At 44.4% G+C, this 25837-nt stretch carries 19 protein-coding genes; 5 read left to right on the forward strand and 14 right to left on the reverse strand.

The window, feature by feature from the left end; all coding sequences use genetic code 11:
* Positions 1-610: 610 nt before the first annotated feature.
* The 12 genes from NH399_RS10870 to NH399_RS10925 form a co-directional block, all read right to left on the reverse strand.
* The gene (locus tag NH399_RS10870) at positions 611-1138 is read right to left on the reverse strand and encodes a hypothetical protein (RefSeq protein WP_253040254.1); all 528 of its coding nucleotides are present in this window, start codon (positions 1136-1138) and stop codon (positions 611-613) included.
* A gap of 2 nt (positions 1139-1140) precedes the next feature.
* On the reverse strand, positions 1141-1368 hold the full coding sequence (locus NH399_RS10875; protein WP_253040255.1) for a hypothetical protein: 228 nt from the start codon (positions 1366-1368) through the stop codon (positions 1141-1143).
* Positions 1369-1455: 87 nt separating this feature from the next.
* Positions 1456-2010: a hypothetical protein gene (locus NH399_RS10880; RefSeq protein ID WP_253040256.1), complete on the reverse strand. Its 555-nt coding sequence runs from the start codon at positions 2008-2010 to the stop codon at positions 1456-1458.
* A gap of 649 nt (positions 2011-2659) precedes the next feature.
* Positions 2660-2953: a hypothetical protein gene (locus NH399_RS10885; RefSeq protein WP_253040257.1), complete on the reverse strand. Its 294-nt coding sequence runs from the start codon at positions 2951-2953 to the stop codon at positions 2660-2662.
* Complete coding sequence (locus tag NH399_RS10890; protein WP_253040258.1) at positions 2946-7817, reverse strand: RHS repeat-associated core domain-containing protein; 4872 nt, start codon at positions 7815-7817, stop codon at positions 2946-2948. Before NH399_RS10890 ends, NH399_RS10885 begins: the two co-directional genes overlap by 8 nt.
* Complete coding sequence (locus NH399_RS10895) at positions 7774-8859, reverse strand: SpvB/TcaC N-terminal domain-containing protein (protein WP_253040259.1); 1086 nt, start codon at positions 8857-8859, stop codon at positions 7774-7776. The genes NH399_RS10890 and NH399_RS10895 overlap by 44 nt, the downstream gene beginning before the upstream one ends.
* Positions 8860-9190: 331 nt before the next feature.
* Entirely contained in the window at positions 9191-10063 is an 873-nt protein-coding gene (locus NH399_RS10900; RefSeq protein WP_253040260.1) for a response regulator, read from the reverse strand.
* A gap of 6 nt (positions 10064-10069) precedes the next feature.
* A complete protein-coding gene (locus NH399_RS10905; RefSeq protein ID WP_253040261.1) occupies positions 10070-10525 on the reverse strand; it encodes a hypothetical protein in 456 nt (151 codons plus the stop codon).
* Between the two features lie 187 nt (positions 10526-10712).
* A complete protein-coding gene (locus NH399_RS10910; RefSeq protein WP_253040262.1) occupies positions 10713-12413 on the reverse strand; it encodes an NAD-dependent malic enzyme in 1701 nt (566 codons plus the stop codon).
* Between the two features lie 191 nt (positions 12414-12604).
* Positions 12605-13741: an aminotransferase class V-fold PLP-dependent enzyme gene (locus tag NH399_RS10915; protein ID WP_253040263.1), complete on the reverse strand. Its 1137-nt coding sequence runs from the start codon at positions 13739-13741 to the stop codon at positions 12605-12607.
* A gap of 56 nt (positions 13742-13797) precedes the next feature.
* A complete protein-coding gene (locus tag NH399_RS10920) occupies positions 13798-15387 on the reverse strand; it encodes a glycerol-3-phosphate dehydrogenase/oxidase (protein WP_253040264.1) in 1590 nt (529 codons plus the stop codon).
* 4 nt (positions 15388-15391) lie between these two features.
* Complete coding sequence (locus NH399_RS10925; protein WP_253040265.1) at positions 15392-16990, reverse strand: FAD-binding oxidoreductase; 1599 nt, start codon at positions 16988-16990, stop codon at positions 15392-15394.
* Positions 16991-17231: 241 nt separating this feature from the next.
* On the opposite strand from NH399_RS10925, the gene NH399_RS10930 reads away from it, so the two are divergent.
* A complete protein-coding gene (locus NH399_RS10930; RefSeq protein WP_253040266.1) occupies positions 17232-18266 on the forward strand; it encodes an AraC family transcriptional regulator in 1035 nt (344 codons plus the stop codon).
* 55 nt (positions 18267-18321) lie between these two features.
* Here NH399_RS10930 and NH399_RS10935 read toward each other — a convergent pair whose 3' ends face one another.
* Positions 18322-18546, reverse strand: coding sequence for a zinc ribbon domain-containing protein (locus NH399_RS10935; RefSeq protein ID WP_253040267.1), 225 nt, complete (start codon positions 18544-18546; stop codon positions 18322-18324).
* A 472-nt stretch (positions 18547-19018) separates the two neighbouring features.
* Between NH399_RS10935 and NH399_RS10940 the strand changes: the two genes are divergently transcribed.
* The 3 genes from NH399_RS10940 to NH399_RS10950 are packed head-to-tail and all read left to right on the forward strand — an operon-like array spanning position 19019 to position 22529.
* The gene (locus NH399_RS10940) at positions 19019-20734 is read left to right on the forward strand and encodes a proline--tRNA ligase (protein ID WP_253040268.1); all 1716 of its coding nucleotides are present in this window, start codon (positions 19019-19021) and stop codon (positions 20732-20734) included.
* 3 nt (positions 20735-20737) lie between these two features.
* A complete protein-coding gene (locus NH399_RS10945) occupies positions 20738-21382 on the forward strand; it encodes a lytic transglycosylase domain-containing protein (protein WP_253040269.1) in 645 nt (214 codons plus the stop codon).
* 7 nt (positions 21383-21389) lie between these two features.
* Positions 21390-22529 carry a patatin-like phospholipase family protein gene (locus tag NH399_RS10950; RefSeq protein ID WP_253040270.1) on the forward strand — a complete coding sequence of 380 codons (1140 nt, stop codon included), beginning with the start codon at positions 21390-21392 and terminating at the stop codon, positions 22527-22529.
* Between the two features lie 34 nt (positions 22530-22563).
* Here the strand turns inward: NH399_RS10950 and NH399_RS10955 are convergent, their stop codons facing one another.
* A complete protein-coding gene (locus tag NH399_RS10955) occupies positions 22564-22953 on the reverse strand; it encodes a hypothetical protein (RefSeq protein ID WP_253040271.1) in 390 nt (129 codons plus the stop codon).
* Positions 22954-23131: 178 nt separating this feature from the next.
* Here NH399_RS10955 and NH399_RS10960 point away from each other — a divergent pair, with 178 nt between their 5' ends.
* Positions 23132-25822: an EAL domain-containing protein gene (locus NH399_RS10960; RefSeq protein ID WP_253040272.1), complete on the forward strand. Its 2691-nt coding sequence runs from the start codon at positions 23132-23134 to the stop codon at positions 25820-25822.
* The last annotated feature ends 15 nt before the right edge of the window (positions 25823-25837 follow it).

Raw genomic sequence — 25837 nt, forward strand, 5'->3', positions numbered from 1 at the left:
ATATAAAAGAACAACTCGTCAATTAAAGATACCATAAACGAAATATCTTTCTCATCTAGGTAGCTTGCAACGCCTCCTAATTTTTTAGAAGTAGACGTACTAGAGTTACTCTGACACTCATAGATGTTAACTTCCTTTATATTATCTACTTTCTCTTGAAGTTTATGTATAACATCACTGTGATTAGTTCTCTTATCTAAATAATCAACAAGATGCCCCCATTCACCTCCAGAGCGATCAAGGGATAATCTTATTTGTTGAAAATAAAGGCAAACTCCCAACAAAAAGCGTCATTCGAAGTAATATTTGCTCATATCTTAGTTCACTTTTACCTTCATATTTTTATCCTAAAGGAGAGTCACTCTTCGATATTCAATGCCCCACAAAGTACTTATCTTGAGAGAATTAAATCAGTACTGCCTGATCAAGAAAAGCTCATCTTTCGGATGAGCTTCAACATAGTTTTATCTAGCCTAGCATATCAAGCCCCAGATCGATCATATAGATGCTTTTTAGCTCATAAGTTACTGTCTGTACACTCTCATTTGTTGGCTAATTAGCTTCCCACTTCTAGGAAGGCTCCTTGTCAGCTAATTACTGAATGCTCGAATTACTCTAACCATTCACCTCCAACAACCTTCTCAATAGAAACATTTCTTTCATCAAACATCTCATTTTGATTAAAGTGCTCTACATACTTTATTTTCTTTAGGTCAGTGCTTCTAATATGGTATTGGATAGCTTTCCCAATAAAGCATAAGTCCATTCTTAATTTTACCAAAGTATTTTCATCTTGTACTTCAGGCATCTTTAACAGCTCATTAAATTTATAAAGCCTTGAATAAATAGCCTCTAGCTCCCTACTAGTTAGAAAGTCCTTGTTGAAAATAGCCATTAACCGACAAAATAAGGAACTATGAACTGCTGTATTTAGACTACCTAATGAAGCAGGGTCAAGCTCACCTGTACTTTTTCTCTCAAGACTCTTCAGTACATCTTCAACGCTAGTTCTCTTTGAAAAGTAAAGAACCCAATATTCCCAGTCTGCATGTAGAGCCCTATCAATCGATAACTGAACCTGAATTACATAGCAATATAAACCAAACAGGAACTTTCTATCTAAGTAAATTTTTTTCATGGTTAAAATAAACCTTCCCACCAAGGTTGTTTATTGAAAGTCGCTTTCATTCCTTCTAATGGTATTTTGATAGCTTTACCATAGCGAATGATACCGGTATTTCTTGGCCCTATATATGTCGGTACGGTCGATAACTTCAATACTTTAAACCCTACATATGCTACAAGTGCTCTTCTAAAAACTGAACCTATAGCTCCACCTGTATCCTCCGCGTCTGTTTTTATTGGCACAAATTTTTTACTTCAACCTGAGCGTCATACGCTTTTCTCCGGCTAACCTTAGTTGCAATATGTCTATTCCTTATTTTATTAACTACTCTAATAAAGCCACTTTTCACCTATTATATTTCTTATTGTCAAACATTCTAAGTATAGGCTTTGATTAAAGTGTGTCACTTTATTGACTCGCTCTACCACCTTTGACAAAGGCAGAAACTTTGATTGCATTATAAAAGAAGCTAAAAGCAAACCTTTTCTAACTTGTATTATCTTTTCAACACTTGGACGGTCTCTATTTAATATTCCTTCAAGTGCTTTTAGAGCGCTAGAAATATAAACAATCTCTTCCTCAGTTAATGGTGGTAATTTGCTTTGCATCCCGTAAACATATTTTAAAACCATATTTTTTGAAGCCCTTTCTCTTAAATAATTTTCGATATCAAGAAGAAGCTCGCTTGTTAAATCAAGAGTTTTAATCCCTCCGTCCTGCCTTAATGCCTCAATAATTATACTAGGGCTTGGTATGTTTTCATTAGAATACTTAATAAAGTTATTCCAAGGTGAATGATGTGAGCGTTGTACAGATCGCTCACATTGCACCAAATAAGCATATAGTCCGACTTTAAAATTGTATGATAAACATTCTTTATCCACGATTAGCTCCCATCAAATAGCCTGCTCCACCATGATCTTGTCACAAAGGTAGGGTTTAAGTTATCTAAAGGCAAAGGAGTTGATTTGGGGAGCTGCCCGGTATTTGTACCAACGCCTCCTATACCTCTTGTAGGAATTGGACCGCTTGGCGCATCATGCTCAACATATGCTCCATCCTGATAAGCCCCAACTCTAGCCTTTGATCTGTTAGGCGCTGACCCAAAATGCGCACTGTGCCGAAGTAACCTGCGCAGTAAACCGGCAGTCCCTGCGCAGGCTGCTGGTAAGATTTATCACTTCGGGTACATTAAATCAATTAACTGTTTTTTGATGCTATAAACTTGAGAGCATTCCATAAATCACTACAAGTTTTTCTGATTCAACTTGTATAGAAGTCACTTACTTTCGTTGTGAGAATTAAATCTTGCAAGTCAAATGAACAGAAAGCTCTCTTTAACAAAGTTTGCTTTCGGTCAAAGGTCGCATCCAGTAGTTCCGAATGTTTTAATGTTCTTATTAGCTCACTTTTAAGCCCACTCTTCACTTTCTATATGAGCAAACTTATCATAAAGAAAGATAGAAGCTTCAAACCTCATTTTTTGGAGCTTCTTTATAAAGATATAGTAGAAACCTTCGTTAAGCCCCAACACTAAGATTTATTGCTAATTTCCTCTCCCAATTCCTCAAAGCTACTGAGAAGCTCTATGAACTCTAGCTCATCCAATTCATGTTGTGCCCATAGAATAAAGCGCCTAATAGGAGAGGGAGCAGCTTGAGTGTGGATTTGAACCAACTTGCTCCATTCAAATAGAACACACTCTATTCCACATTTAGTACAAATCGAAGGGTGATGATCTAATCCGCCAATATTCTTAGGGAACACATCGCCACAGTTGCAGCAACTCAACTTATCTTCACTTTCGATTGAAAACCATTTATTCATTTAAATATCCTCTAAGAGTTGCTCCCCACACTTTATTATCTAGCATTCTTTGTTGCGCCTTAGAACTAAGAGAAGACCACTCGCGAATAGTCGCTGGGATTGATGCTTCATTCAATAACTTCATTGCGGCCACACGATGGTGCCCCCCAGCAGACACTAATTTACCACTAGGTAATCTCAATATAGGTATTGCATGCATAATATCATATCCATTAGAGCCAATACTATTTGCTATATTCGCAATGTGGTTCTCTGGCATCGAAGGTCTAGGAACAGGATGCAATGGCAAAATTTCACTTAATGGGACTTCAACTACACTTTTAGACGATGTACCAACTCTAATAACCGGGATGTTTGTGGTGCCCTTGGTGCCAGCTTTATTTAGCAACCTAACTATTCCAGCTGCAGCTTTTCCACCAGCTTTAGATAAGGCGACTTCTGCCCCGCCGACTATAAAAAAAGCACCTTCAAAAGTAGCAGCACCAAGGGCTTCTTTAGAGTTAACCCCTAACTCAGGAACGAGAAGCCAGCCAGGCCCAATACCAGGAAGATAAACCATAGTGTTTCTAGAAACATTCCAACCTTCCTTAAAGAATCCCTTTATGTCATCCAAGAGACTTCCTTCTTCGCCATTTTCACCGAAGTTAGTTATAGCAGGGAAGAATGTTTCTTTTAATTTGGAACCAAGACCTACTTCTCCAGTTCCACCACTTTCCCCCTTAGAGTGACTAACACAATTATCAGGGTCACAGTAGGGGTTGCCAGGATATCCTGCTTCACCACGCTGTGGAGCGTTGAGGATATCTTCAGCCTTTTCAGCGCCATTCGAAATACCAGCCGATGTCTTTAAATCTTTTCCATTTGTTCGAGCAACACGTCCTGTCGCGCCATTCATTACACTATCAGGTCGATAAGAACCACAGTTAGAGCGCTTAACGCCTTTGTTACACACACTGACATACCCACTCGGATCAGTCCCCGCCAGCGGATTATTCATAATGTAACTGTAAGGATTCATGCTTTGACTGTTACCCGGCTCCTGTATAAAGGGGTCTACAGACAGGAATCGCCCAAGGTTGTAGTCGTACGCTCGTCCGTTCATGTGGATAAGTTGAGCGTCATCCAGTTGCTCATGGTCCGTGAAGCCTCGGGTGGTGATGGCCGAGTTCATGATAGCCGTAGCATGGTCTCGGTATTCCCCGTCTCTGGGTTTACCAAAGGCATCAAAGCTGTGTCGCTCGATGATAGTGCCATTGTCATCGAAGATAGCCGTCATAGAGCCTAAACGGTCACGATGGAAGTAATGAGTCGTGTTGGTTTTCTGGCCATTGTCGGTAGTTTCCGTATGAATGGCGATGTCACCGATGTAGCTCTTCTTCTCAACCTTGGTGCCTGTGATGATTTCTTCATAGGCTTTGCCAATGTAAATCGTGGTCACACTTTGTCCACCGGCTTTGACCTGTTTGTAGCGCATCTGGTCTGGGCCGTAGTCAAAGTGCAGAGTGATATCACCTGTCGTACTCTGGTCATAAGGATTCAGCTTATTGCCTGGATTTAAATCAATCACTTTGGGCTTGTTGAATCCGTTGTAGCTGATGTTACGTAGGCCATCGAACGTCAGATTACCGTTGTTGTCGTAGAAGTAACTGCGAGTACCAATGCTGTTGGCAAGCGCTATGCTCTTAACTGCATTGGGTCCGGCGTTGCTTGGATTCGCTTTGCCTTGTGCACCATACTGATACGCACTGGCACTTTGCGTACTGAAATCGGTTTTGTATTTAAAGTTACCCACACTGTCGTAGTCGTAATCCACCACCGTTTGCTGTTGGTCGTGATAGATACGCGTCGCCTTGGTTAAACGATGCAAGGTGTCGTATTGATAGCTTTCCCAGGAGGTGTACTGACCACCGCCGAGTCGGTTTTCAACGCCTTGTTTTTTCAGATTACCGAACTCATCAAAGTCGGTGTAAGCCAACTGCTGCTGACGAGTGGTGTTCTGCATCAGACTACTTAACAGCAGTTGACCCGTGGTCACATCAAACTGACGGCTGATGCTGACATTACCTGTTCCAATACTCGCTTCCGTCCAGTTCCCTAAGGCATCCATTTCATCAATGGTGCGATAGGTTTCATTGGTTAATGCGTTTGAAGTCGTTTTGACAATGCCCGTGGTGTCGTAGTCGTACTTCAAAGTTAAACCCGATGGATAAGTCATGCCTTTGGGTCGACCATAATGGCTATCCCAATAGGTACTCATGGTGTAGGTTTTACCATCAATGGTCGTTTTGGTTTCCTTCAGACGACAACGGGTATCGTAGTGATAGGTTTTAGTGAAGGTGCCTTTGGCTTCACGATAAGGTAAACCCTGACATTCATCCTGATTGGCCCCAATGGGTCTATCAAAGTTGAAGCTTGAGGTCGAGATTTCATTGGGTCCACTGACATCGCGTTGCTTTAATCGACCTAACTCATCAAAGGTGTAAGTCGTGGTATTGCCATTGGCATCCAGTTCTGTTTTCACTTCACCAAAGCCTGTGTAGGTGAAAGTCTTCTTACCCATGTTAGGGTCATCTACCCAAAGCTTTTGACCTAAGGCATTGTAAGTGGCCGTGATTTGATTGCCGTTCGCATCTTCGAGCACAATGGGGTTCCCCATGCCATCGTAGGCATAACGAGTCACACCGTTTTTGGCATCCGTGGTCGACATCAACTGACCCGAACCACTGTACGTACGAGATAGGGATAAACCCGCCGCATTAATCGCGGTGTCAAAACCACTGTAGCTGTAAGTAATCGATAAACTCTGATTCTGTACCTGGTCGGTCGTCTTTTGCGTTAAACGCCCTAAGGTATCAAAGCTTTGATACTGAGTCCCTTTGCTGGCTCCGATGTTGTTGTAGGTATCCGTGTAGGATGGAATGGACTCATAGATGATTCGTCCTAAGGCATCGTACTTCACCCATTGCACAATCGTATTGGCATTGGAATCCGTCCCTTCAAAACCTTGTGTTTCAGTTTTAATGACGCGATTGAGTTTGTCTTTGTATTGAATGATACGGGGTGAGCCCACCTGACGAGTCACGGCTTTATAAACGGCATGGGTGGGACAGCCACTGGCACAGGACTGATAGCCCGTGTAAGCCGCAGGCTCTTTTTCACTGCTTAGACGGCCTTGCGTCTGCACCTGAATGAGTCGACCAAAAGCGTCATAGGTACTGTCCACCCGTTGATGATTCGTATCACGCACACTCAGTGCTTGACCATGATAAGGCGAGATGTTTGACAGGGTGTCGTGGCCTTTCTGATTTTTGGTACTGGCAACAAAGTAAGCCTCCCCATCGTAAGTGGTCTCCACCCAGCGTGTGGTTTCACCGGCACTGAGGGTCGAAACTTTCTCAGGTAAGCCTTTGTCGTTGTAATCCGTATCTATTGAGACCGTTTTACCACCGCCCGTAATCGCTTTGGTGGTAATCACATCAGGCTGACGGCTTGTGGTCCAGGAGGTCGTGACCTCCACGACTTTTTCTGAATCGAGTCCAGCCGGAATGTTCGCGGTGTTAATACGTGAAGCCACAGAATCCGTTGTGGTCGTGCTTGACGTGAGTTTATTCACCCACCAGTTGGCGGTGTCTCGTACGTAGAGGTTTGCAACCGCGGTTTTGTGAATCCCAAATCCATTATCCACTTCCGTCTCACTGTTCCAGACATTCCCAAAGTGGTCCACATTGGTGATGCGGGAAGTGGTTTTGGACAGCTGTGTGCCACGTTGGTTTAAATCAAACGTAGTTTCCACCGACTCGTGAGGGTATACCCATAAGACTTTCTGATTGGTGTTCACATTGGTGTAGGCAGAAGTGTATTTCACTTCTGTTGTTGATAAGGGCGTGGTGTCACATAACGCATCGTTGTCACTGGCTAAACAAGTCTTTAGGGTTTCAATCTTACCCGCCAACGGATGGAACTGATGGAAGGTGAAGACCGAACGCAGCCAGTCATTCACCTCGTTCTGTGCATTCAAACTCGTGGGCGTGTCCACAATCACCGTTCGGAATCCCTGGAAACCTCGACCCTTGTTGTTGTAGACCGCATCACGATAACTGTAACGGGTGGTGTTTAAACTACCAACGCCATTGCTTTGTCGGAAATCAGAGACCGCATACATGGAGGACGTAAACCGGAAGTGGTTATCGTCCGCATAACGACCGGGAGTACCCACCGCCTGTGCAGTGTAAAAAGGCAGTTCATTGCTGCTGCGATTGGCATTACTTGATAAGGGCGCATAGTCCCATTCACTGATAACACCTAAACCATTGGTGACTTTGTTCAACACATCCGGCTGGTTCATGGCGCCCGTACTGCTCGCACCACGGCTGTGATAATAATAACTGCCGAGACCAGAGACATTACTTGGTAACGTCTGTAAAGGCGTGAACGCATTGGCATGACCAAAACGGAAGGATAAATCCGTTAAGCCATCGCCACTGAAATCACTGTTCCAACGTACGTTGTTGGCTTTTAAATAGGTCGTGTTGTCTTTTACACTTAAGGCAAACTGCTTGCTGGCGTTTAAGCTGAACTCAAACACTTTCACTGAATACACACTTCTATCGGCGGCACCAAAGCCTCGGGCAAACAAATCGCCATCACTGGCAATACCACCCGTACAATACGACAGGTCGGTGAAGTCCGCTGAATTATCCCAGCTCACTGCATAAATACCACCAAAACTGTCGTAAGGATTCGAATCCAATAAGATTTCAGCATTCGACACATAATCGTTCCACGCATTGGTTGTTAAGCAGTAACCAATGACGGGGGCATCATTTAAGATGACCACCGTACTGAGTAATGCGTGCAAACCCATCCAACTCTGTTCGATACGAGGTACCGGATAACCCGTAAGTATTTTCCCCCGACACACTCAACAAGCGTTGACCGTCCAGACACAAACGGTCTTCCATCGAATAGGTCACTGAACGATAACCACCATCAATGGCTAAAGTCTTGCCACAACGATGAATCGATGAACCACCGGAAAGACTCCAACCCATCCCTGCAATGCCATTGCCGTTACGCGAGGAATAATTCAACGACACACTCGGTTGCATCCCCAACCGACCAGGTGCGATGGCAATCGGCATCGAATAGGTTGCCGAACCACCGGAGACACCCGCTGCTCCCTCAACGGCACCGATGTTTTCATGAGTCGGTTTCACATCCGCTTTTAATACCGCATCAGGAATTAAATGCTCCATGGAACGGGCAACGGTGACACTCAACGCTTCACTGTAGTTCGAACAAGTGGATGCCGTATTACAGGCACTCACTCGATATTGATACACGCCATTGGCTTTATTGGTTAAAGCAACACTGGTTGAAGTGCGATGGCCATCGAGCATCACCCAGGCGCCGCCATCTTGTTGCTCTTGCACTCGATAATAATTCACCGTGCCTAACGGTTGTGTCCAACTAATAGAGAAACCCCCTGAATCCGAAGTTGAAGGTCCTGTCGGTTTTGAAGGTACGGCCGGTGCAACGGGAGCTGCCCCAACAACAATCGTATTACTAATAGCCGAATCCACACACACGGTTTGACTGTTAAAAAACTCCACATTACAACTGGCCACTCGATAACGATAACTGCCTGCGGTGCGATTACTTAAATAATACTGAGTGTTTTGACCCACCCATTGATTAATCGCCGTGAACTCGGCACTGTCTTTACTTTCAAAAAGGCGATAAAACTGAGGAACAACTTTAGGCGCGGTCCATTGGACCGTGTAATTTCCAGAAGTGCTGGAACTGGGAACGGAAACATTGGTGGCAGGGGATGGCGATGCAGCATGCACACTCGCGCACAACAGCAAAGCACCCGATAGCATTATCGAGGGGATGCGTCGATTCATGGAGATAAATTCTCTTTGTAAAATTGTAAAAAATTAAATAATCAAAAAAACGATTTAAATATTCCGACTGAAAAATAATCCGTTTGTCTTCATCATCAGTCTGCTAAATAAGGGAGCATTCATTGCTCCATCAAGCTCAGTGATTAAAAAAATAACTAACCACCGATTTGTTCACATTATATCCTTTGAGATATCAAGGTCAAGTATCTAAGCCCATAAGTTAGAATCTTTGGTTCTTGATTATTTTTATTAACGATGAACATCGTTAGTTCCTAAACAAAAAACATACAAGCATTTAAAACTACTTAGGAATAAGCAAAAAGCGAATGACCTATACATCCGCCTCAAACAAAAACTGACCACCTCCATACTCATCAATTTCGATGTAGTAATTTTTCCTTTTGCTTGATGGTTTGCTATTAAGGCTGGTGATTTTAGGGAAGGACTTAGTCACTAATTGAAATCGATAAAGAGACATCTCGTCCATTGTTTCGGGATCAACAATCAGTGTACTAAATATATTCATAATGCGTTCAAGTGCATCTATCATCTGAGGCGTAGCTTCACCTGTTTTAATAACAGCTTCTACTTTTGATGGAGACACGCCTAAAAAAGCTCCACTGATGCGACACGCGGCTTGAAAGTCGATCAGGCTGACGCAACGAATACGTTTGTCGTTATCAGAAAACAAGCCAACCGCAAATGGCATTGCACCTTCATCCAAAGGTTGGATTTCTTGCTCTAATACCTCCACATCATTTTTAATAAAAGCGCCAAAAATTTTATTCAATGTTAATTGCTGAGGAAAAGAGATAGGAGCGATTTTTTCTTCTTTTTCACGCCCAGCAAGAATTGGGAGTATGGCTTCTTTAAGTGACGCAGATGTAAAAGGCTTGTTAACAATAAACAGAGCACCGGCTTCTTTTGCTGCTTGTAAATTATCAACAGAAGTTTCTGTGGTGACCATACCAATATTAACTTCTAGCTCGCACTGTTGTATCTTTTGCAACAGCTCTAAGCCAGTCATTTCTGGCATGTGCCAATCACACAATACCAGATCGGGCTTCCAGACTTTAATTATTTCGAAAGCAACCCGACCGTTCTCTGCACCTTGGTATTCACAATCATGATAGCCAGCATGAATTAGAATTTTCTTTACAATAGACTGCATTGCCAAGCTATCATCAACAATAAGAAATCTCACAGTTAATCACCCATCTGAATTCTTTATATACACACTAAAAGAAAAACACCGCTCATTAATATAAAAGCAGGTAACGGCTAACGGCTCGTCGTTAATGGTTTTGGGAGCAGCTTCAATATAAGGAATACCTGGCTTGTAAGGTTCGTTGAGTTTTTTAAACAATTCGCCAGACATTAAATTGAGCGCTTCTTTAAAAATATCCTGAAATTCAGTCTCACTCACCGACTCTGCGGGTTTGCCATAAACAGGGGCCGCCAGTTCAGCCATGACCGAATTAGCTCCAGCCAGAAAAGCCCACATATCAACACTACCCGAGGCATCAATAACAGCAATTAAGCGATCATCAGCATTCAGTTCTGCTGATCCTTCAGGCATAACCACAACATCAAAGAGCTGCTTAAACACAGACTCTGCAATGGGGTATAGCATCGCGCTGTCAATCGCCTCTATCTCATTGTTCATGGCCTCGCCTCGGTTGCTCCATGCTAATCCCTTGAAAAAGAAGGAATTAGCATGGCTTTATAGTATTTAAGCACATTTGGCGGGAAAAGCCAGATTCGCCCACTGAGGCAAAAGGAGCGTTTCTAGAGAGTAAAGATAAAATGAAGAGAAAGAAAAAAGGCTTTGATTTCTCAAAGCCTTTGCATCATTAAAATGACGTGCGTCGATAATTGCGATAATTGGGTTCCCAGAAGTTCTTGTTTATTTTTTCTTCCAGAGCAACATCCGAAATCGTCACAGCCACATCATCATCCATGGCCTGCTTGGCAACGGCTTTAGCAATGAACTTACTCACTTCACGAATAGTAGAGAGCGCAGGTAATAAGGGGCCTTCACCTGTGGTCGCCAAGGGTGAACATTGTGCCAAAGCCTCACTGGCTGCCATCAGCATGTTGTCTGTTACGCGCTGTGCTTTAACCGATATAACGCCCAGACCCACACCGGGGAAGATATAGCTGTTATTGCATTGTGCAATAGGATACTGCTTACCATTAAGCTCAACAGGCTCAAATGGGCTGCCCGTTGCCACAATAGCTTTACCGTCCGTCCAACGTAGAATATCAGCAGGAATCCCCTCTGCTTTAGACGTAGGGTTCGATAACGGCAAAATAACAGGCCGCTCACAAAACTCACTCATGGTACGTACGACTTCTTCATTAAAGGTATCTGGCTGTCCAGAAACCCCGACCAGAACCGTTGGGCGAGCATGTTTTAGCGTGGTCATAAAATCTATGCGACCTTTGTCATTGGTTGGCCAATCTTTTACTCGTTCGGCTTTTTGCGCTAATGGAGACTGAAAACTCTTTAAATAGTCCAGATCGTCTACTAACAGCCCACGGCTATCAATCAAGGCAATACGCTCACGAGCTTCGCTGTCGCTCAAACCTTCGCGCTTCATCTGCGCAATAATTTGCTCGGCAATACCACAACCTGCAGAACCGGCACCTAAGAACAATACACGTTGATCTTTAAGAGGCTGATCTAAATTTTTACAAGCCGCCAACAAAGTACCCACGGTTACCGATGCGGTACCTTGAATATCATCATTAAAACAGCAAAGCTCATCTCGATATTTCTCGAGTAACGGCGTTGCATTTGTCGCTGCGAAATCTTCAAACTGAAGTAACGCTTCTGGCCAACGACGTTTTACTGCCTGGATAAACTGATCCACAAATTCATAATATTCATCACCGCTGATGCGCTCGTGACGCCACCCCATATACATTGGATCGTCCAACAGCTCTTGATTATTACTGCCTACGTCGAGTACAACAGGTAAGGTATAGGCGGGACTAATCCCTCCGCAAGCGGTATAAAGTGACAGCTTACCAATCGGAATCCCCATGCCACCGATGCCTTGATCACCAAGACCAAGAATACGCTCACCATCGGTTACTACGATGACTTTCACATTATGCTTGGTTGCATTTTGTAGCATATCTTCAATGCGATCACGATCAGGGTAGGAAATAAACAATCCCCGCTTGCGTCGATAGATTTTAGAGAACTCCTGACACGCAGCACCAACGGTAGGTGTATAAATGAGCGGCATAATTTCTTCGGTATATTGAGTTACCAAACGACAAAATAACGTTTCGTTGGTGTCCTGAATATTTCGCAGATAAATATGCTTATCGAGATCATCGTCAAAATGTTGTAGCTGCTGATAACATCTGACCATCTGTTCTTCGATACTCTCTATCGTGCGCGGTAATAGCCCTTCGAGGTTAAACTGTTGGCGTTCAAACTCAGTAAATGCGCTGCCTTTATTTAATAAAGGCGTTTCCAATAACGCAGAACCAGCATACGGAATGTATAACGGGCGCTTGGATGAAGTTTGGTCAGACATAGTTTCTTTTTAGCCTTTTCCTGTTTGCTTATTGAGAACCACCCAATGGCATCTTCTTTTACCATTCAGTGAATTAACCTAATTTTTAGCATTGTAGCCTTAACCGCAAGCGGATCGAAATCAGACCTGCAAACTATTGGTTATATGATAACCCGAAATCTTGAATAATTTTGACAAGCTTGGCATTTCGCTTATTTTTTCAGCTTGCGACACCCTTCTGCCAATTGTTCAAAATCCTCTACCTTATTATAGACGTGTACAGAAACTCGGTTGAGTTCTGGCAATTGGCGACGCTCAATATCGAGCCAACCCGAGTCTTTATTGACTACGCTGGTGACCACATTGTCATTAAGCAGTTGCAGGAAGACATTTCTAGCATGAATGTTTTTATGACGGAAAGTAATGATTCCTGATTTCGATATGCCTGTATCACATAACTCAATCTCATCGAGCTCAGCAAGAGTTTGCCGACAGGTTGCCGCTAACAACGCAATTTTCTGATACTGCTGCTCAGGCCCCTGCTCAATGAGTCTCTCTATGGCGACCTTTAACCCCATTCGTGCCGCCCAGTTTGCTTCCCACAATTCAAAGCGACGAGCATCATCTCGTAATACATAATGCTCACGAGACTCTAAACGCGCGGCAAAATGATCACTGCATTGAGGGAACAAACCATCATCCAATACTTTTTGAGAGACATACAAAAACCCGGTACCTCGGGGAGCACGCAAAAACTTGCGACCCGTTGCGGGTAAAAAATCACAATGAAGGCGTTTAACATCGACATCAATATGTCCGACAGCCTGGCAAGCATCCACCATATAATAACCAGAAAAACCGCCGCGACTCAGTGCCTCACCGAGCTCGTACGCAGGATTTATCACCCCATTGTGCGATGGTATCCAGGTTAACAATACTAAACGGGTTTTATCACTGACATGCTCAAGGACATCTTCGACACGAACCTGCCCTTCGTTGCAACTGACAATACGAAGGACCAACTGGTATCGCTGTTGAAGCTGTAGCAAGGCGACATAGTTAGCGCCATACTCATGCTCGGTGACAATCACTTCATCGCCGGATTGCCAGGGGATCGATAATAAGCCATTGACCAGACCACGAGAGGCGCTCTCTTGCAAGGCGATTTGATGGGGTTGCGCATGAATAAGTTGCGCTGATAATTGATACAACAGAAGCCAATCTTCCGCGTGCTGCTCTGCTAGCTGATAGCCTCCCAGCTGTTGTTCCTTTGTTAAATACTCAATTTGAGCAGTCAAAACAGCATCGCTAATCAAGGATGCGCCAGCAGCATTTAGATTAATATTCATTAACCATTGGAGAAAATTGGCCTCTAGTTGCCAACTACTCTATTACAACTGACTTGCTAAATCGAATAATAATTGCGATATATCTGTTGATAACGTTCTAACTCCTGCTCCCAACGCTGTTGGCTCCAGCTCAGCTCTTGCTGACATAATGTTTGCACAGTTTTGAACAACTCTTTTGCACCATCAGGTAACAACAAACCCAATCGAGTGCGACGTAACAACAAGTCATCTAAGTGAACCACAGACTCATTACGTAAGATCCAACGACACTCAGCCAAACAATATGCCGTTTTACCAATTTCCTTTTTGTATTCTTCGTGTGCATCCTCAAGCAGCTCGTTTGCATAAGAGCCATAGTGTCCTAACAAACGATGTGCTTGTGTTGCGTTATCAAGTTCAAGCTCTTCAACATTAATATCAGGTTCGCTAATAAAAGCTGCGAATTGTTTTCGCTCAGGTAAATCCGATGTTGCTTTATCTAAAGCTTCTTCTGCCATCAAACGGAAAGTGGTGAGCTTGCCACCAGACATAGAGATCAATCCAGGTTCTTTGACCAAAATATGCTCTCGGCATTCCGCCGACGGGTCTTTACTTTTACCACTGCTGATCACCGGACGAACACCACTAAAACAAGAGATAACATCGTCTTGCGTTATCTTGAGATCAGGGAAGCGTTCATTAACAGCCGCCAACATATAATGAATTTCTTCTTCGGTAATACAGGCTTCGTCGTTAAGATTTTGTGTGTGATCTAAATCGGTTGTTCCCACCAGTGTTGCGCCTTCCCATGGAAAAATATAAAAAGGACGTTTATCTTTGGCGTGAAGCAGAGTGAGCGAGCCTTGTACTTTTAGTCGATCGGCACTAATAACAATATGGCTTCCTCTTAAGGGGCGAATATCAAAAGGCGCCTGTTCTGACAACTGATTGGCCCACACTCCGGTAGCGTTAATCACGACAGAAGCATCTAACGATAACTGCTCTCCATTTTCGCTATTAGATACAACAACGCCCGATACACGTCCATTGGTACGAACAAGCTGCTCTACTCCAGTATAATTGATTGCCATTGCGCCATTGGCTACCGATTCCTGCAACACTCGCATGACCAGGCGCGAATCATCAGTGACCGAATCGGTGAATCGCCAGGCACCCGCCAGATTATCCACATTGATATTAGAAAAACTCTGTTCCAGTTGTCGCGGTTTAAAAAAGCGATGCTGTTTGATTCCTGCGATCCAATCATAAAGACGAATCAGACAACCAAACAAAAAAGGACCTGGAAATTGTTTTTTACGTAGCGTAAAAAAATATTCCATACGATCCACTAGTCCAGGCAAATGCCGAATAAGCCACTCTCGTTCTGACAAAGACTGTCGCGTTAGGCGAACATTACCGCTGCCGAGATAACGCAAACCACCATGAACCATCTTTGAAGAACGACTGGATGTGCCCCAGGCAAAATCTTTTTTCTCAACCAATAAGGCCCGATATCCTCGTCGACTGGCTTCTCTCAACACACCAGCACCAGAAATTCCGCCACCGATGACAATCACATCCCAATGCTTTTCGGTTTTAAGTCGTTGCCAATTTTCACTATGTTCAGGAAACAAAGTTTTCTGCAAATGGTTGTGCTGAGAGTCCATCAATTTAGTCCACCAGTTTGCCAGGATTCATCATTTGTTCGGGATCAAAATGTTCGCACAGCGAACGGATCACCTGCATCCCTTGCTGCCCTTTTTCTGCTTCTAGATAAGGCTTATGATCGACACCCACGCCATGCTGATGGCTTATGGTACCGCCAGATTTAACAATCTGTTCTGCTCCTGCAGCTTTTAGTTTTTGCCAGTTTTGGTAGGTCTGACCGTAGCTGTCAGCGCAACGGAAAACATAGGTGGTATAGATGCTTGCACCTTGGCCATAGAAGTGTGACAAATGCGTAAACACATGCACTAACTCCTGCTGTTCAGACAAAGACTCTCGAATCGCTTGCTCTATGCTTTCAACAGCCTGTGGGATTCGGCTCCAATCAACGGCCGTCTCCATAGTATCGACGGCATATCCCGCTTCCCATAAGCCATGACGCAGATAAGGAGAACGAAAACGGCTATGAGCCCATTTTTTACCCAGCGCTGTACCGGTATAGACACCACCAAACTGGCGGCTCAAAGATTTAACCTGCTTAAGTGCACTTTTTGTCTGACGCTTCGACCCCGTTACACCAAACACCATCATGCACTTTTCGTCTTTCGCACCACGAAGTGCCAGGTATTTTTCTAGCAACCCAACCAGTGACTCATGACCCGCCAGTTTCAATTGCGTCATGGTCTCAACAGGGTTACTTAAACGCATCATGGATAACTGAACGCGGTTTTGAACCAAAGTTCGACAGGCTTTGATGGCCGTCTCCCATTGTGGGAAAAATATCACATGAAAAGATTCGTGCTCAGGCAATCGTGACACTCTCACGTCGACTTCGGTCAAAATTCCCATACGTCCTTCTGAGCCAAGAATCATTTCTCGCACATCAGGGCCTGCTGACGAAGCCGGAATAGTCGGTATATCCATCTCCCCTTGCGGCGTCTCAATACGGCCACCGGCAAAGAGTTGCTCGATACGTCCATAACGCAATGATTGCTGTCCGCTAGAGCGACTGGCAACCCAGCCGCCGACCGTCGACAACTCCCAAGATTGCGGAAAATGCCCCAAGGTATAACCTTTATCGGCTAACTGATGTTCTAACAAAGGGCCAGGTGTTCCAGCGCCAAAACGTGCAATCTGGCTTTCTTCATCAAAGGCCATCAATCGGTTCATTTTGGCGAGACTAATGGTCAAAACAGGCTGTTCGGATTGCTCAGGATTAATATGCCCAACCACCGATGTGCCCCCACCGTAGGGGATTACTTTAATATTTTTGTCTTGCGCATAAGCCAACAATTGCGCCACTTCATCACTGTTTGATGGCAGAGCAACACCATCAGGAAACGTCGTAATTTCACCACTACGTACCGCCAGCCAGTCAGGTAAACTTTGACCTCGAGCATGGCGAATGCGCGTTTCAGCATCTCGAAAAATCATAGGATGTTCATCAATACGAGACTCAGGGACCAGTTGTTTAACTTGCTCCAGACTGGCATCGTCCAAAAGACGGCCTTCGCCAAGCTGCTGCGCCAAAAACTGGCGCGCCGAATCACTCAGCTGATAATTAAATTCACTGTTATCAAATCCCCAACCATTCCAACGTCGCATTACTCAACCTTCTTTCTAAAAACCGTTATTCTATTCTTTCTCAGCCTTGTACAACCGTGATGACAAGTCGAGAATCGCCCTCCTCTTTTGCTCTCAATAGCAACAAGAGGTTAGCAGTGCCGATCACTCCGGCATCATGATAGATGATGAGATCTATACTAGCGCTGCCTCATCAGGATACACTGTCCAAAAGAGACAAGCATGACACTCACTCAGAACGAATCAGGAGCCCCATTTCGTAATGTCAAAGATTGGCTACGTTTCTATCCCCGCACTCAATCAATATCTGGCAACAGCAAATAGCCTCGGGCTTCAATACGCACCTTTGTTGGAGCGTTTAAACCTTAATGCCGAGGTATTGGCGGATCACCACCACCGTGTTCCGGCTTCCACTTTGGAACACCTGCTTGATAACCTGATCCCAGCCAGTAAAGATGAATTGTTTGGTTTGCATACAGCAGCATTTATCCAGCCAGCTTCCTATAGCGTATTAGGTTACATTGCGATGAATTGCGCCACCCTTAAAGAAGCACTCCAGCATGTGCCGATTTACGAAAAGATAGTGGGAGATATGGGTGTAACCGCAACCGAAGAGCATGCGGGAGAAATGTTGATCCGTTGGACTTGCCAGCTATCACGGGCTCGTGTTCGAGAACATGTGACGGCCAATGTGCTGGCTTCCTGGGTGAGTTTTGCACGCTGGTTAACCCAATCAGAAAGCAGCCCCAACAAGGTATGCTTTCAATTTTCAGCTCCCGACGATCCCGCTCTTTTGCAAGAGTATCAAGCGGTTTTTCAATGCGATATCGTTTTTGACCAAGCTTACAACGGCCTCTGGATAGCCAAAGAAAATCTCGACCTGACGATAGAACAGGCCGATCCTCAGGTACTGCACTCCCTACTTGAACATGCCACCCAAGTATTGCATCGAGTCCATGAAGGAGAATCCATTGGTGCTCAGGTTAGATCTCTGCTCAAACTTTTATTTACCGATAAATTTCCTAATCGAGATACCATTGCCGAGAAGCTCGGCATGACAACAAGAACATTGCAACGCAAGCTCAAGCAGGAAGGTACAGGGTTTCAGCAATTGTTAGACGAAACACGCAAAGAATTAGCGCTCTACTATTTGGGACACACCGAAATGACCATCGAGAACATTGCCGAAAAAACAGGGTTCGGCGAGACACGTTCTTTTTATCGGCGCTTTAAGGAATGGACAGGAGAAACCGCGGGCAACTACCGCAATAAGCATCTGCAAAACTCCTTGTCATAACGTCCGTTATCACAAGGAGCGGCAGCAAAGGCCTGTAATGAAAAATCAACAGGCTTTAGTCGCTACTGGAAGTCGAAGTGCTCTTTTCTGAGCTTTTTTTGCCTTTAAAATCTGTCTCATACCAACCAGTTCCTTTTAACTGGAAGCCACTGGCTGAGACCAGTTTAACCAACTCTGGCTGAGTACACTCAGGGCAGTCAGAAAGCGCGTCATCGCTCATTTTCTGAATTTTTTCAAACTGGTGGTCACACGCTTTACAGCGATATTCATAAATAGGCATTCGTTACTTCACTCTTAATTTTGCAGGGTCATCATATACCGAGGGTCGCAGTGATAGATTGGATGTTGTCTTTTAGCTCATAAGCACATATTTATCGTGCATTATATTCGAAGACAACTCACGCACTTTGCGGCTCAGGACGCACAATATAAAGACTTTTTCAGAAATTTAAAGGCTCTATGCGTATTTTTTGAGCGACTCGGCATGTATTTTCTTAATATTAAGACCCAAAGTCTTGTCAGATATCGTCAGGCGGCTAGCAAATGAGTCCCGTAAGCCGCAATCTAATCAATGACGGATGTGAGTAACCACAGCGAATCCCCTCCCATTTTGACGAGCGACGGGTATACCTCTACTTTTTGTTATAAATCCTCTCATTATTCAGATCTGACGGATGCCACAATGGGCCGATCACTGCTAGAATAGGGCCAATTTTTTTAAACCCTATTTTTGGACAATAAGCGAAAATAATATGCGTACTACCAAGTATCTACTGGCTACCCTTAGAGAGACTCCTTCTGACGCCGTATTAACCAGCCATCAGCTGATGCTTCGAGCGGGCATGATCCGTAAATTGGCATCAGGGTTATACACCTGGCTGCCCACGGGTCTCAAAGTGCTCAAGAAAGTAGAAAACATTGTCCGCGAAGAAATGGAACGTGCAGGCGCTATTGAAGTGTTAATGCCAGCCGTACAGCCCTCTGAGTTATGGGAAGAATCAGGCCGCTGGAACCAGTTTGGGCCAGAGCTACTGCGCATCAAGGATCGTCATCAAAACGATTTCTGTGTTGGCCCAACTCACGAAGAAGTGATTACCGATCTGATTCGCGACGAAATCCGCTCTTACAAACAGCTACCGGCGAATTACTTCCAAATCCAGACCAAATTCCGTGACGAAGTTCGTCCCCGTTTTGGCGTGATGCGCGCACGAGAGTTTTTAATGAAGGACGCCTACTCCTTCCATGCCGATGCGGAGTGCCTGGAAAAAACCTACCAGATCATGTATCAGGCTTATACCAATATTTTTGAGCGTCTGGGCTTAAACTTCCGCGCCGTATTAGCCGATACAGGCTCAATCGGTGGCAGCAAATCTCACGAGTTTCATGTGTTGGCTGACTCTGGCGAAGACGCCATTGCCTTTAGTGATGGTAGTGATTACGCCGCCAATGTCGAAAAAGCCGAAAGCCTTGCTCCTACAGGCGAGAGAAACGCACCTGGCGCTGAATTAGCGACGGTTGATACGCCCAATGTTAAAAGCATCGAAGAGGTGGCGAATTTCCTGAAAGTCGCAACCACCCAAACCATCAAAACATTGTTGGTTGCAGGCGCTAACGAAGACACACCGGTGGTTGCACTCTGCTTGAGAGGCGATCACACACTTAATGAAATCAAAGCAGAGAAGCACCCACTCATCGCAGCACCTTTGACCATGGCATCCGATGAGCAGATCCGACAGGCAGCTAATTGTGACGCAGGCTCAGTAGGACCTGCGGGACTCGACATTCCAGTCCTCGTTGACCGTGATGCCGCTTTGATGACCGACTTTGTTTGCGGTGCTAACGAAAACGACAAACACCACACTGGCGCAAACTGGGATCGTGATGCCCAGATCCACGAAGTCTTTGATTTGCGCGAAGTTATCGAAGGTGACCAAAGCCCGGACGGAAAAGGCACATTGACCATTAAGCGTGGTATCGAAGTGGGTCATATTTTCCAGTTGGGAACCAAATACAGCGAAGCTATGAATGCCAACGTGCTTAACGAATCCGGTAAAGCCGTGACATTATCCATGGGTTGCTACGGTATTGGTGTGAGCCGAATCGTTGCTGCCGCTATCGAGCAGAACCATGATGACTACGGCATTATCTGGCCACAAAATATTGCGCCATTTAGCGTGTCCATCATCCCGATGAACATGCATCGTTCTCATCGAGTCGAAGAAGCTGCCGAAAAACTTTATAACGAGTTGCTAGACTTAGGTATAGAAGTGCTATTCGATGACCGAAAAGAACGCCCTGGCGTTATGTTTGCCGACTCTGAGCTGTTGGGTATCCCTCATCGCATTGTTATCTCTGAGCGCGGCATCGATGCAGGCACTTTTGAATACAAAGACAGAGGCGGCAGTGATAAAGCCGACGTGTCCATAGAAAACGTCGTAGCCTTTATTCAGGAAAAGCTCAAAGGTTAAGTCATGGCCCACGCTAAAACACAGACGCTATTATCAAAACCATCACTCGCCTTTTTTAGCGTGCAGCAGTGGCGCGCGCTAGCGCGCGCCTTCACAATCGCTCTGGTCCTGACCTTTTCTTTACCGACTCTGGCCGCCAATCAAGAAGTACCTGACGAATATTTTCGTAATGAGCTCAAGAAGGTACTGACTCAGCCCAATGCATTTGTTGACGAATTTGAAGCCGAAGTCTGGCTCAAAGAAATGTCGATTCGACTCGCCAAGCGCGCTCCTCATATTCCTGAAGACGAACGCTTCGCCATTCTGCAACTTACCCATCGAGAAGCCGCTCGATACAAACTCGATCCGCAGTTGGTGCTAGCACTGATTGAAGTAGAGTCTAATTTCGATCAGTTTGCGATTTCCTCCGTAGGCGCTCAGGGACTGATGCAGGTTATGCCCTTCTGGAAAAAAGAAATCGGTCACGAAGATGACGACCTAACGGATATAGAAACCAATCTGCGTTACGGCTGCGCAATCTTGAGCTTGTATATCAAGAAAGAAAAGAAAGACATCACCAAAGCGCTGGCTCGCTATAACGGCAGCCGCGGTAAGATGTGGTATCCCATGCGCGTTTACAAAGCCTTACGCAAACGATGGAAGGCTTAAACACTTAATGGAATTTTGCCAACAAAAAACGGCATTAGTGTTATCCGGTGGTGGCGCCCGTGCGGCCTACCAGGCTGGTGTTTTAAAAGCCATTGCCGATATCTTGCCGCTACCTGCGCACGATAATCCATTTCCTATCATTTGCGGCACCTCTGCTGGTGCTATTAACGCAACGGTCGTGGCAGCTTATGCGCGACATTTTCGTCTGGGTATGAAACGACTGGAGCAAGTCTGGGCTGGATTTCATTGCGCTCAGGTATACAGCAGCGGCTTTATGGATCTGCTGAGTAATAGCGGTCGCTGGTTCAAACTCATGTTTGGTCGACAGCCCCATCGCAGCATCAGTCTGTTGGATAATCGTCCACTAAGAGCATTGTTGGATGATGTAATCCCTTACCATCATATTCAGAAGGCAATCGATCGCGGTGTATTAGAGGCTCTTTGTGTCACTGCCTCTAGCTACGAAACCGGTGAGTCCATTAGTTTCTATCAGGCAAATGAGCGAGTACAGGAGTGGTCACGCTACCGACGTAAAGGCATCGCCACTCAGATTAATAAGCATCATCTGTTAGCTTCTGCGGCAATCCCACTGGTTTTTCCTGCCGAACAGGTAAACAACGAATACTTTGGCGATGGCAGTATGCGCTTTCTATCGCCACTGAGCCCCTCAATTCATCTAGGTGCCAAAAAAGTACTGGTGGTCGGCGTTGATCCCGACACCAACGAACAGCCACTGCCTGCAAGTTTAGGCCGCTATCCAAGCATTGCAGAAATCGCAGGTCACCTGCTCGATAGCGTCTTTATTGATAGCCTCGATAGCGATCTGGAACGACTCGAGCGCATCAATAAAACGCTCAATAAAGTGTCTGATGAAACTCGCACAAAGCTAGGGCTACGCCAGGTAGAAACCCTGGCAATTAGTCCCTCAAAAGATTTGAGCCACATCGCGAGCCAGTACCTCGAAGAAATGCCATCGACGGTTCAGTTCTTCTTACGTCGCGTGGGTATTGATGGCAACAGCGGTAGCGCTGTACTCAGTTATCTGCTGTTTGAGAGTGGTTACACCCAGGAACTTATAAAACTGGGGTACAATGATGCGATTAAAAAGCAGATGGATATCTTGCGATTTTTTTCTGCTCACGAGTAAATTCCAAAGCCAGTCACTCTTTAGCTATCAAGCTCTAATCAACAGAATCCTGTCGATAAGGATACAAAGTCACACTCACGCTCGCATTTAATTGAGCAATTCGATTGAGATTAGCAGGCGTGATTCGAAAGTTTTTTGCCCAGCATTGGTTCGTCTCAATACCAATATTAAAATCAAACACTTGGCTTGCCTTAAGTATCGCCAACCTATCCACGGGTAAGGACTCAATCACTGCTAATAGCTGCGAAATATGCTCGTTAAGCTCGGCTCTGTCACTATTCGATTCCAGACATAAGTGAAACCTATCATCCACCCAACCACATTGAAGTACGCAGCATAGCTCTTCCAGATAGTCACCTATAGCACTCAGATCCTGGGAGGAGTAAATATCTAAATCGGTATTAATGTAATGTGTTATCGACACAAAGAACCCTTTTCAATTTTTCAGCCTCAATTTTCAATCTAAACTTTTTAACATTAATCATGCAATCTCATTTTTCAATATCACGACAATTTCAATCATGTCCTAACCAGCTGATTTTTTACAAAACCTCGTTGCTTAACTAAGCTAATTAAGCACCCTTACAAGAAGAAACTGGACCTTGCCAAACATCGATCCCAATGAATATCAGCAGATGAAATCCCGCTTGCAGGAGCTGGAGACCATTGCGCAGGCAAAACAGGAAACCGAAAAACGGCAAAATGCTTTATTCAAAATCACCGATTTATCCAGTCAGGCAATCGATTTAGAAAGCTTTTATCGAGATTTGCATCAAGTGATTGAACAATTGATGTACGCTCGTAATATTTATATTGTGCTACTGACCGATAACCAGAAAAAAGTCACCTTTGAATATTTTGTTGACGAAGAGGATACGCTTAATCCAACAGACTGGCCACCCGAACCGATTGAATCCTTTAAACAGACCTTAACGGGATGGTTGCTGCAGTCCGATGAAGCCTTACTCATTGATGGAAAAAAGCTCGATGAACTAGAGCAGTCGGGAGAAATACAAGTTCGAGGAAAACGCTGTAACGACTGGCTAGGTGTACCACTTAGGCATAACAATCAAACCATTGGTGCACTGGTAGTACAAAACTACCAACACGAACGGCAATTTTTTACTAAAGATAAAGAATTGCTCACCTATGTGTCACAGCATATAGCAACAACCTTGCAAAGAAAAAAAGCACAACAAGAATTAGAACGGCATAATGAAGAATTAGAAAAGCGCGTTAAAGAAAGAACGGCACTGTTGCAACAAACCAACGAAGTACTGGAAAGAGAAGTAAAAGAAAAAAAGCGGGCAGAAGTGCTGCAAAACGCCTTATTCAAAATATCAGAGCTGACGAATGCGCCAATAGCACTGGCTGAATTTTACGAGCATATTCATAAAATAATCAGCAATGTGACACTAGCAAATAATTTTTATATTGCGCTGTTCGACACCCCCAAAAAAGAAATCCATTTTCCATACTTTGTCGATAACTACGAACCACAACCCACTAGCCGAACCATCGCCCATCATAGTTCAGATAGCGAACTGTCTCCCACAGAATGGGTACTTTCAAAGCGAGTGCCTCTTTTAATCAACTCAAGCAACCAAAAAGAGTGGGCAAGCAAACAGACCATAAAAGGTCGTATGCCATCCAGCTGGTTAGGCGTGCCGCTTATTTATCAAAAGCAAACTTTAGGCATGATCGCTATCCAAAGTTACAATGATGCAGAGAATTACAGTCATAGAGACAAAGAAGTGCTGTCTTTTGTCGCGCAGCAGGTTGCCGTTGCCCTTTCACGAAAAAACAATGCCGACGAACTGCTCGCCACTCATGAAGAGTTAAAGAAGATAAATGACGAACTGGAAAAACGCGTTAAAAGTAGAACACAGGAGCTGTCGATCACCAACAAAACACTCCAAAGCATGCTTAATGAACAAGAGGAAACCAAAAAGCAGCTGGCTTTCGAAGCGTTTCACGATAGTTTAACTCAACTCCCTAACAGAGCGCTTTTTATTAACCGCGTCGAACACTTGTTATCAAAGATGAAACGAGAAAAGGACATCTACTTTTCGATCTTCTTTCTCGATCTGGATCGATTTAAAGTCATCAATGACAGTCTGGGTCATCTGGTAGGTGATGAACTGCTAAAAGAAGTCAGTGCGCGTATAAGCCGCTGCGTTCGTCCTGGAGATACAGTTGCTCGCCTAGGCGGTGATGAGTTTTGCGTGTTGTTACTTGATATTCAAAATGAACGCGATGCTGCCATTATTGCAGAACGTATCCTCGACTCGATTTCTCAACCCTACGAGTTACTGGATCAGCGAGTCTATACCTCCACCAGTATTGGTATCGTACTCAGTCATTATGACTACAGCCAAACCGATGAACTCCTGCGCGATGCAGACGCCGCTATGTATCATGCAAAAGCTCATGGCAAGGCACGCTATTCTCTTTTTGACTCCAATATGCATCAAAGAGCACTGACCAGACTCAAGCTGGAAAATGAATTAAGACACGCTATCGAGAGAGATGAAATCCATGTGTTTTTTCAGCCTGTTTATAACATGCAGACCCGTAACATAGAATCCTTTGAAGCACTGGCTCGCTGGACTCACCCAAAACTAGGAACAGTAAGTCCGGCTGAATTCATTTCCATCGCAGAAGAAATTGGCTTTATTCACACATTGGGTAACCATATACTGGATCAATCACTGGCAACCTTAAAGTCCTGGCGACAACAAGAAGGTGTTCCTCAAAGCCTGACCGTCAGTGTTAATTTTTCTTCACGACAAATCAGTCATGGCGATCTGCTAAAAGACATCAAAAAGTTATTGAAAAAGCATCAACTCGATACTCAATCTTTAAAAGTAGAAATCACAGAAAGCTTACTGATTGAAAACTTTGATTTAGCAAAAACGTTAATTGCGAAACTCTCAGAAAATAATATTCAAGTTATGCTGGATGACTTTGGAACGGGTTACTCTTCATTAAGCTATCTCAACCAATTTGCTCTTGATGTCATAAAAATCGATCGTTCTTTTATTAATCGTATTGATGAAGATCCCACACTACTTGCGATTGTAAAAACCATTATCTATATGGCTAATCAATTATCTCTGGGATTAGTGGCGGAAGGTGTTGAAACAGAAAAACACGTTGCTATTTTAACTGATCTGGGAATAAAGCAAGTACAAGGCTACTACTTCAGCCGACCACTGCCAGCTGACGAAGCCGTTAAACTGCTGGTTGATGGTTGCGATAAAACACCATCAACCAACTCTTTATGCCAGTAATAGAGGCAATGATCT

The sequence above is a fragment of the Pleionea sp. CnH1-48 genome, assembly GCF_024124665.1.
Taxonomy (GTDB): domain Bacteria; phylum Pseudomonadota; class Gammaproteobacteria; order Enterobacterales; family Kangiellaceae; genus JAMXSB01.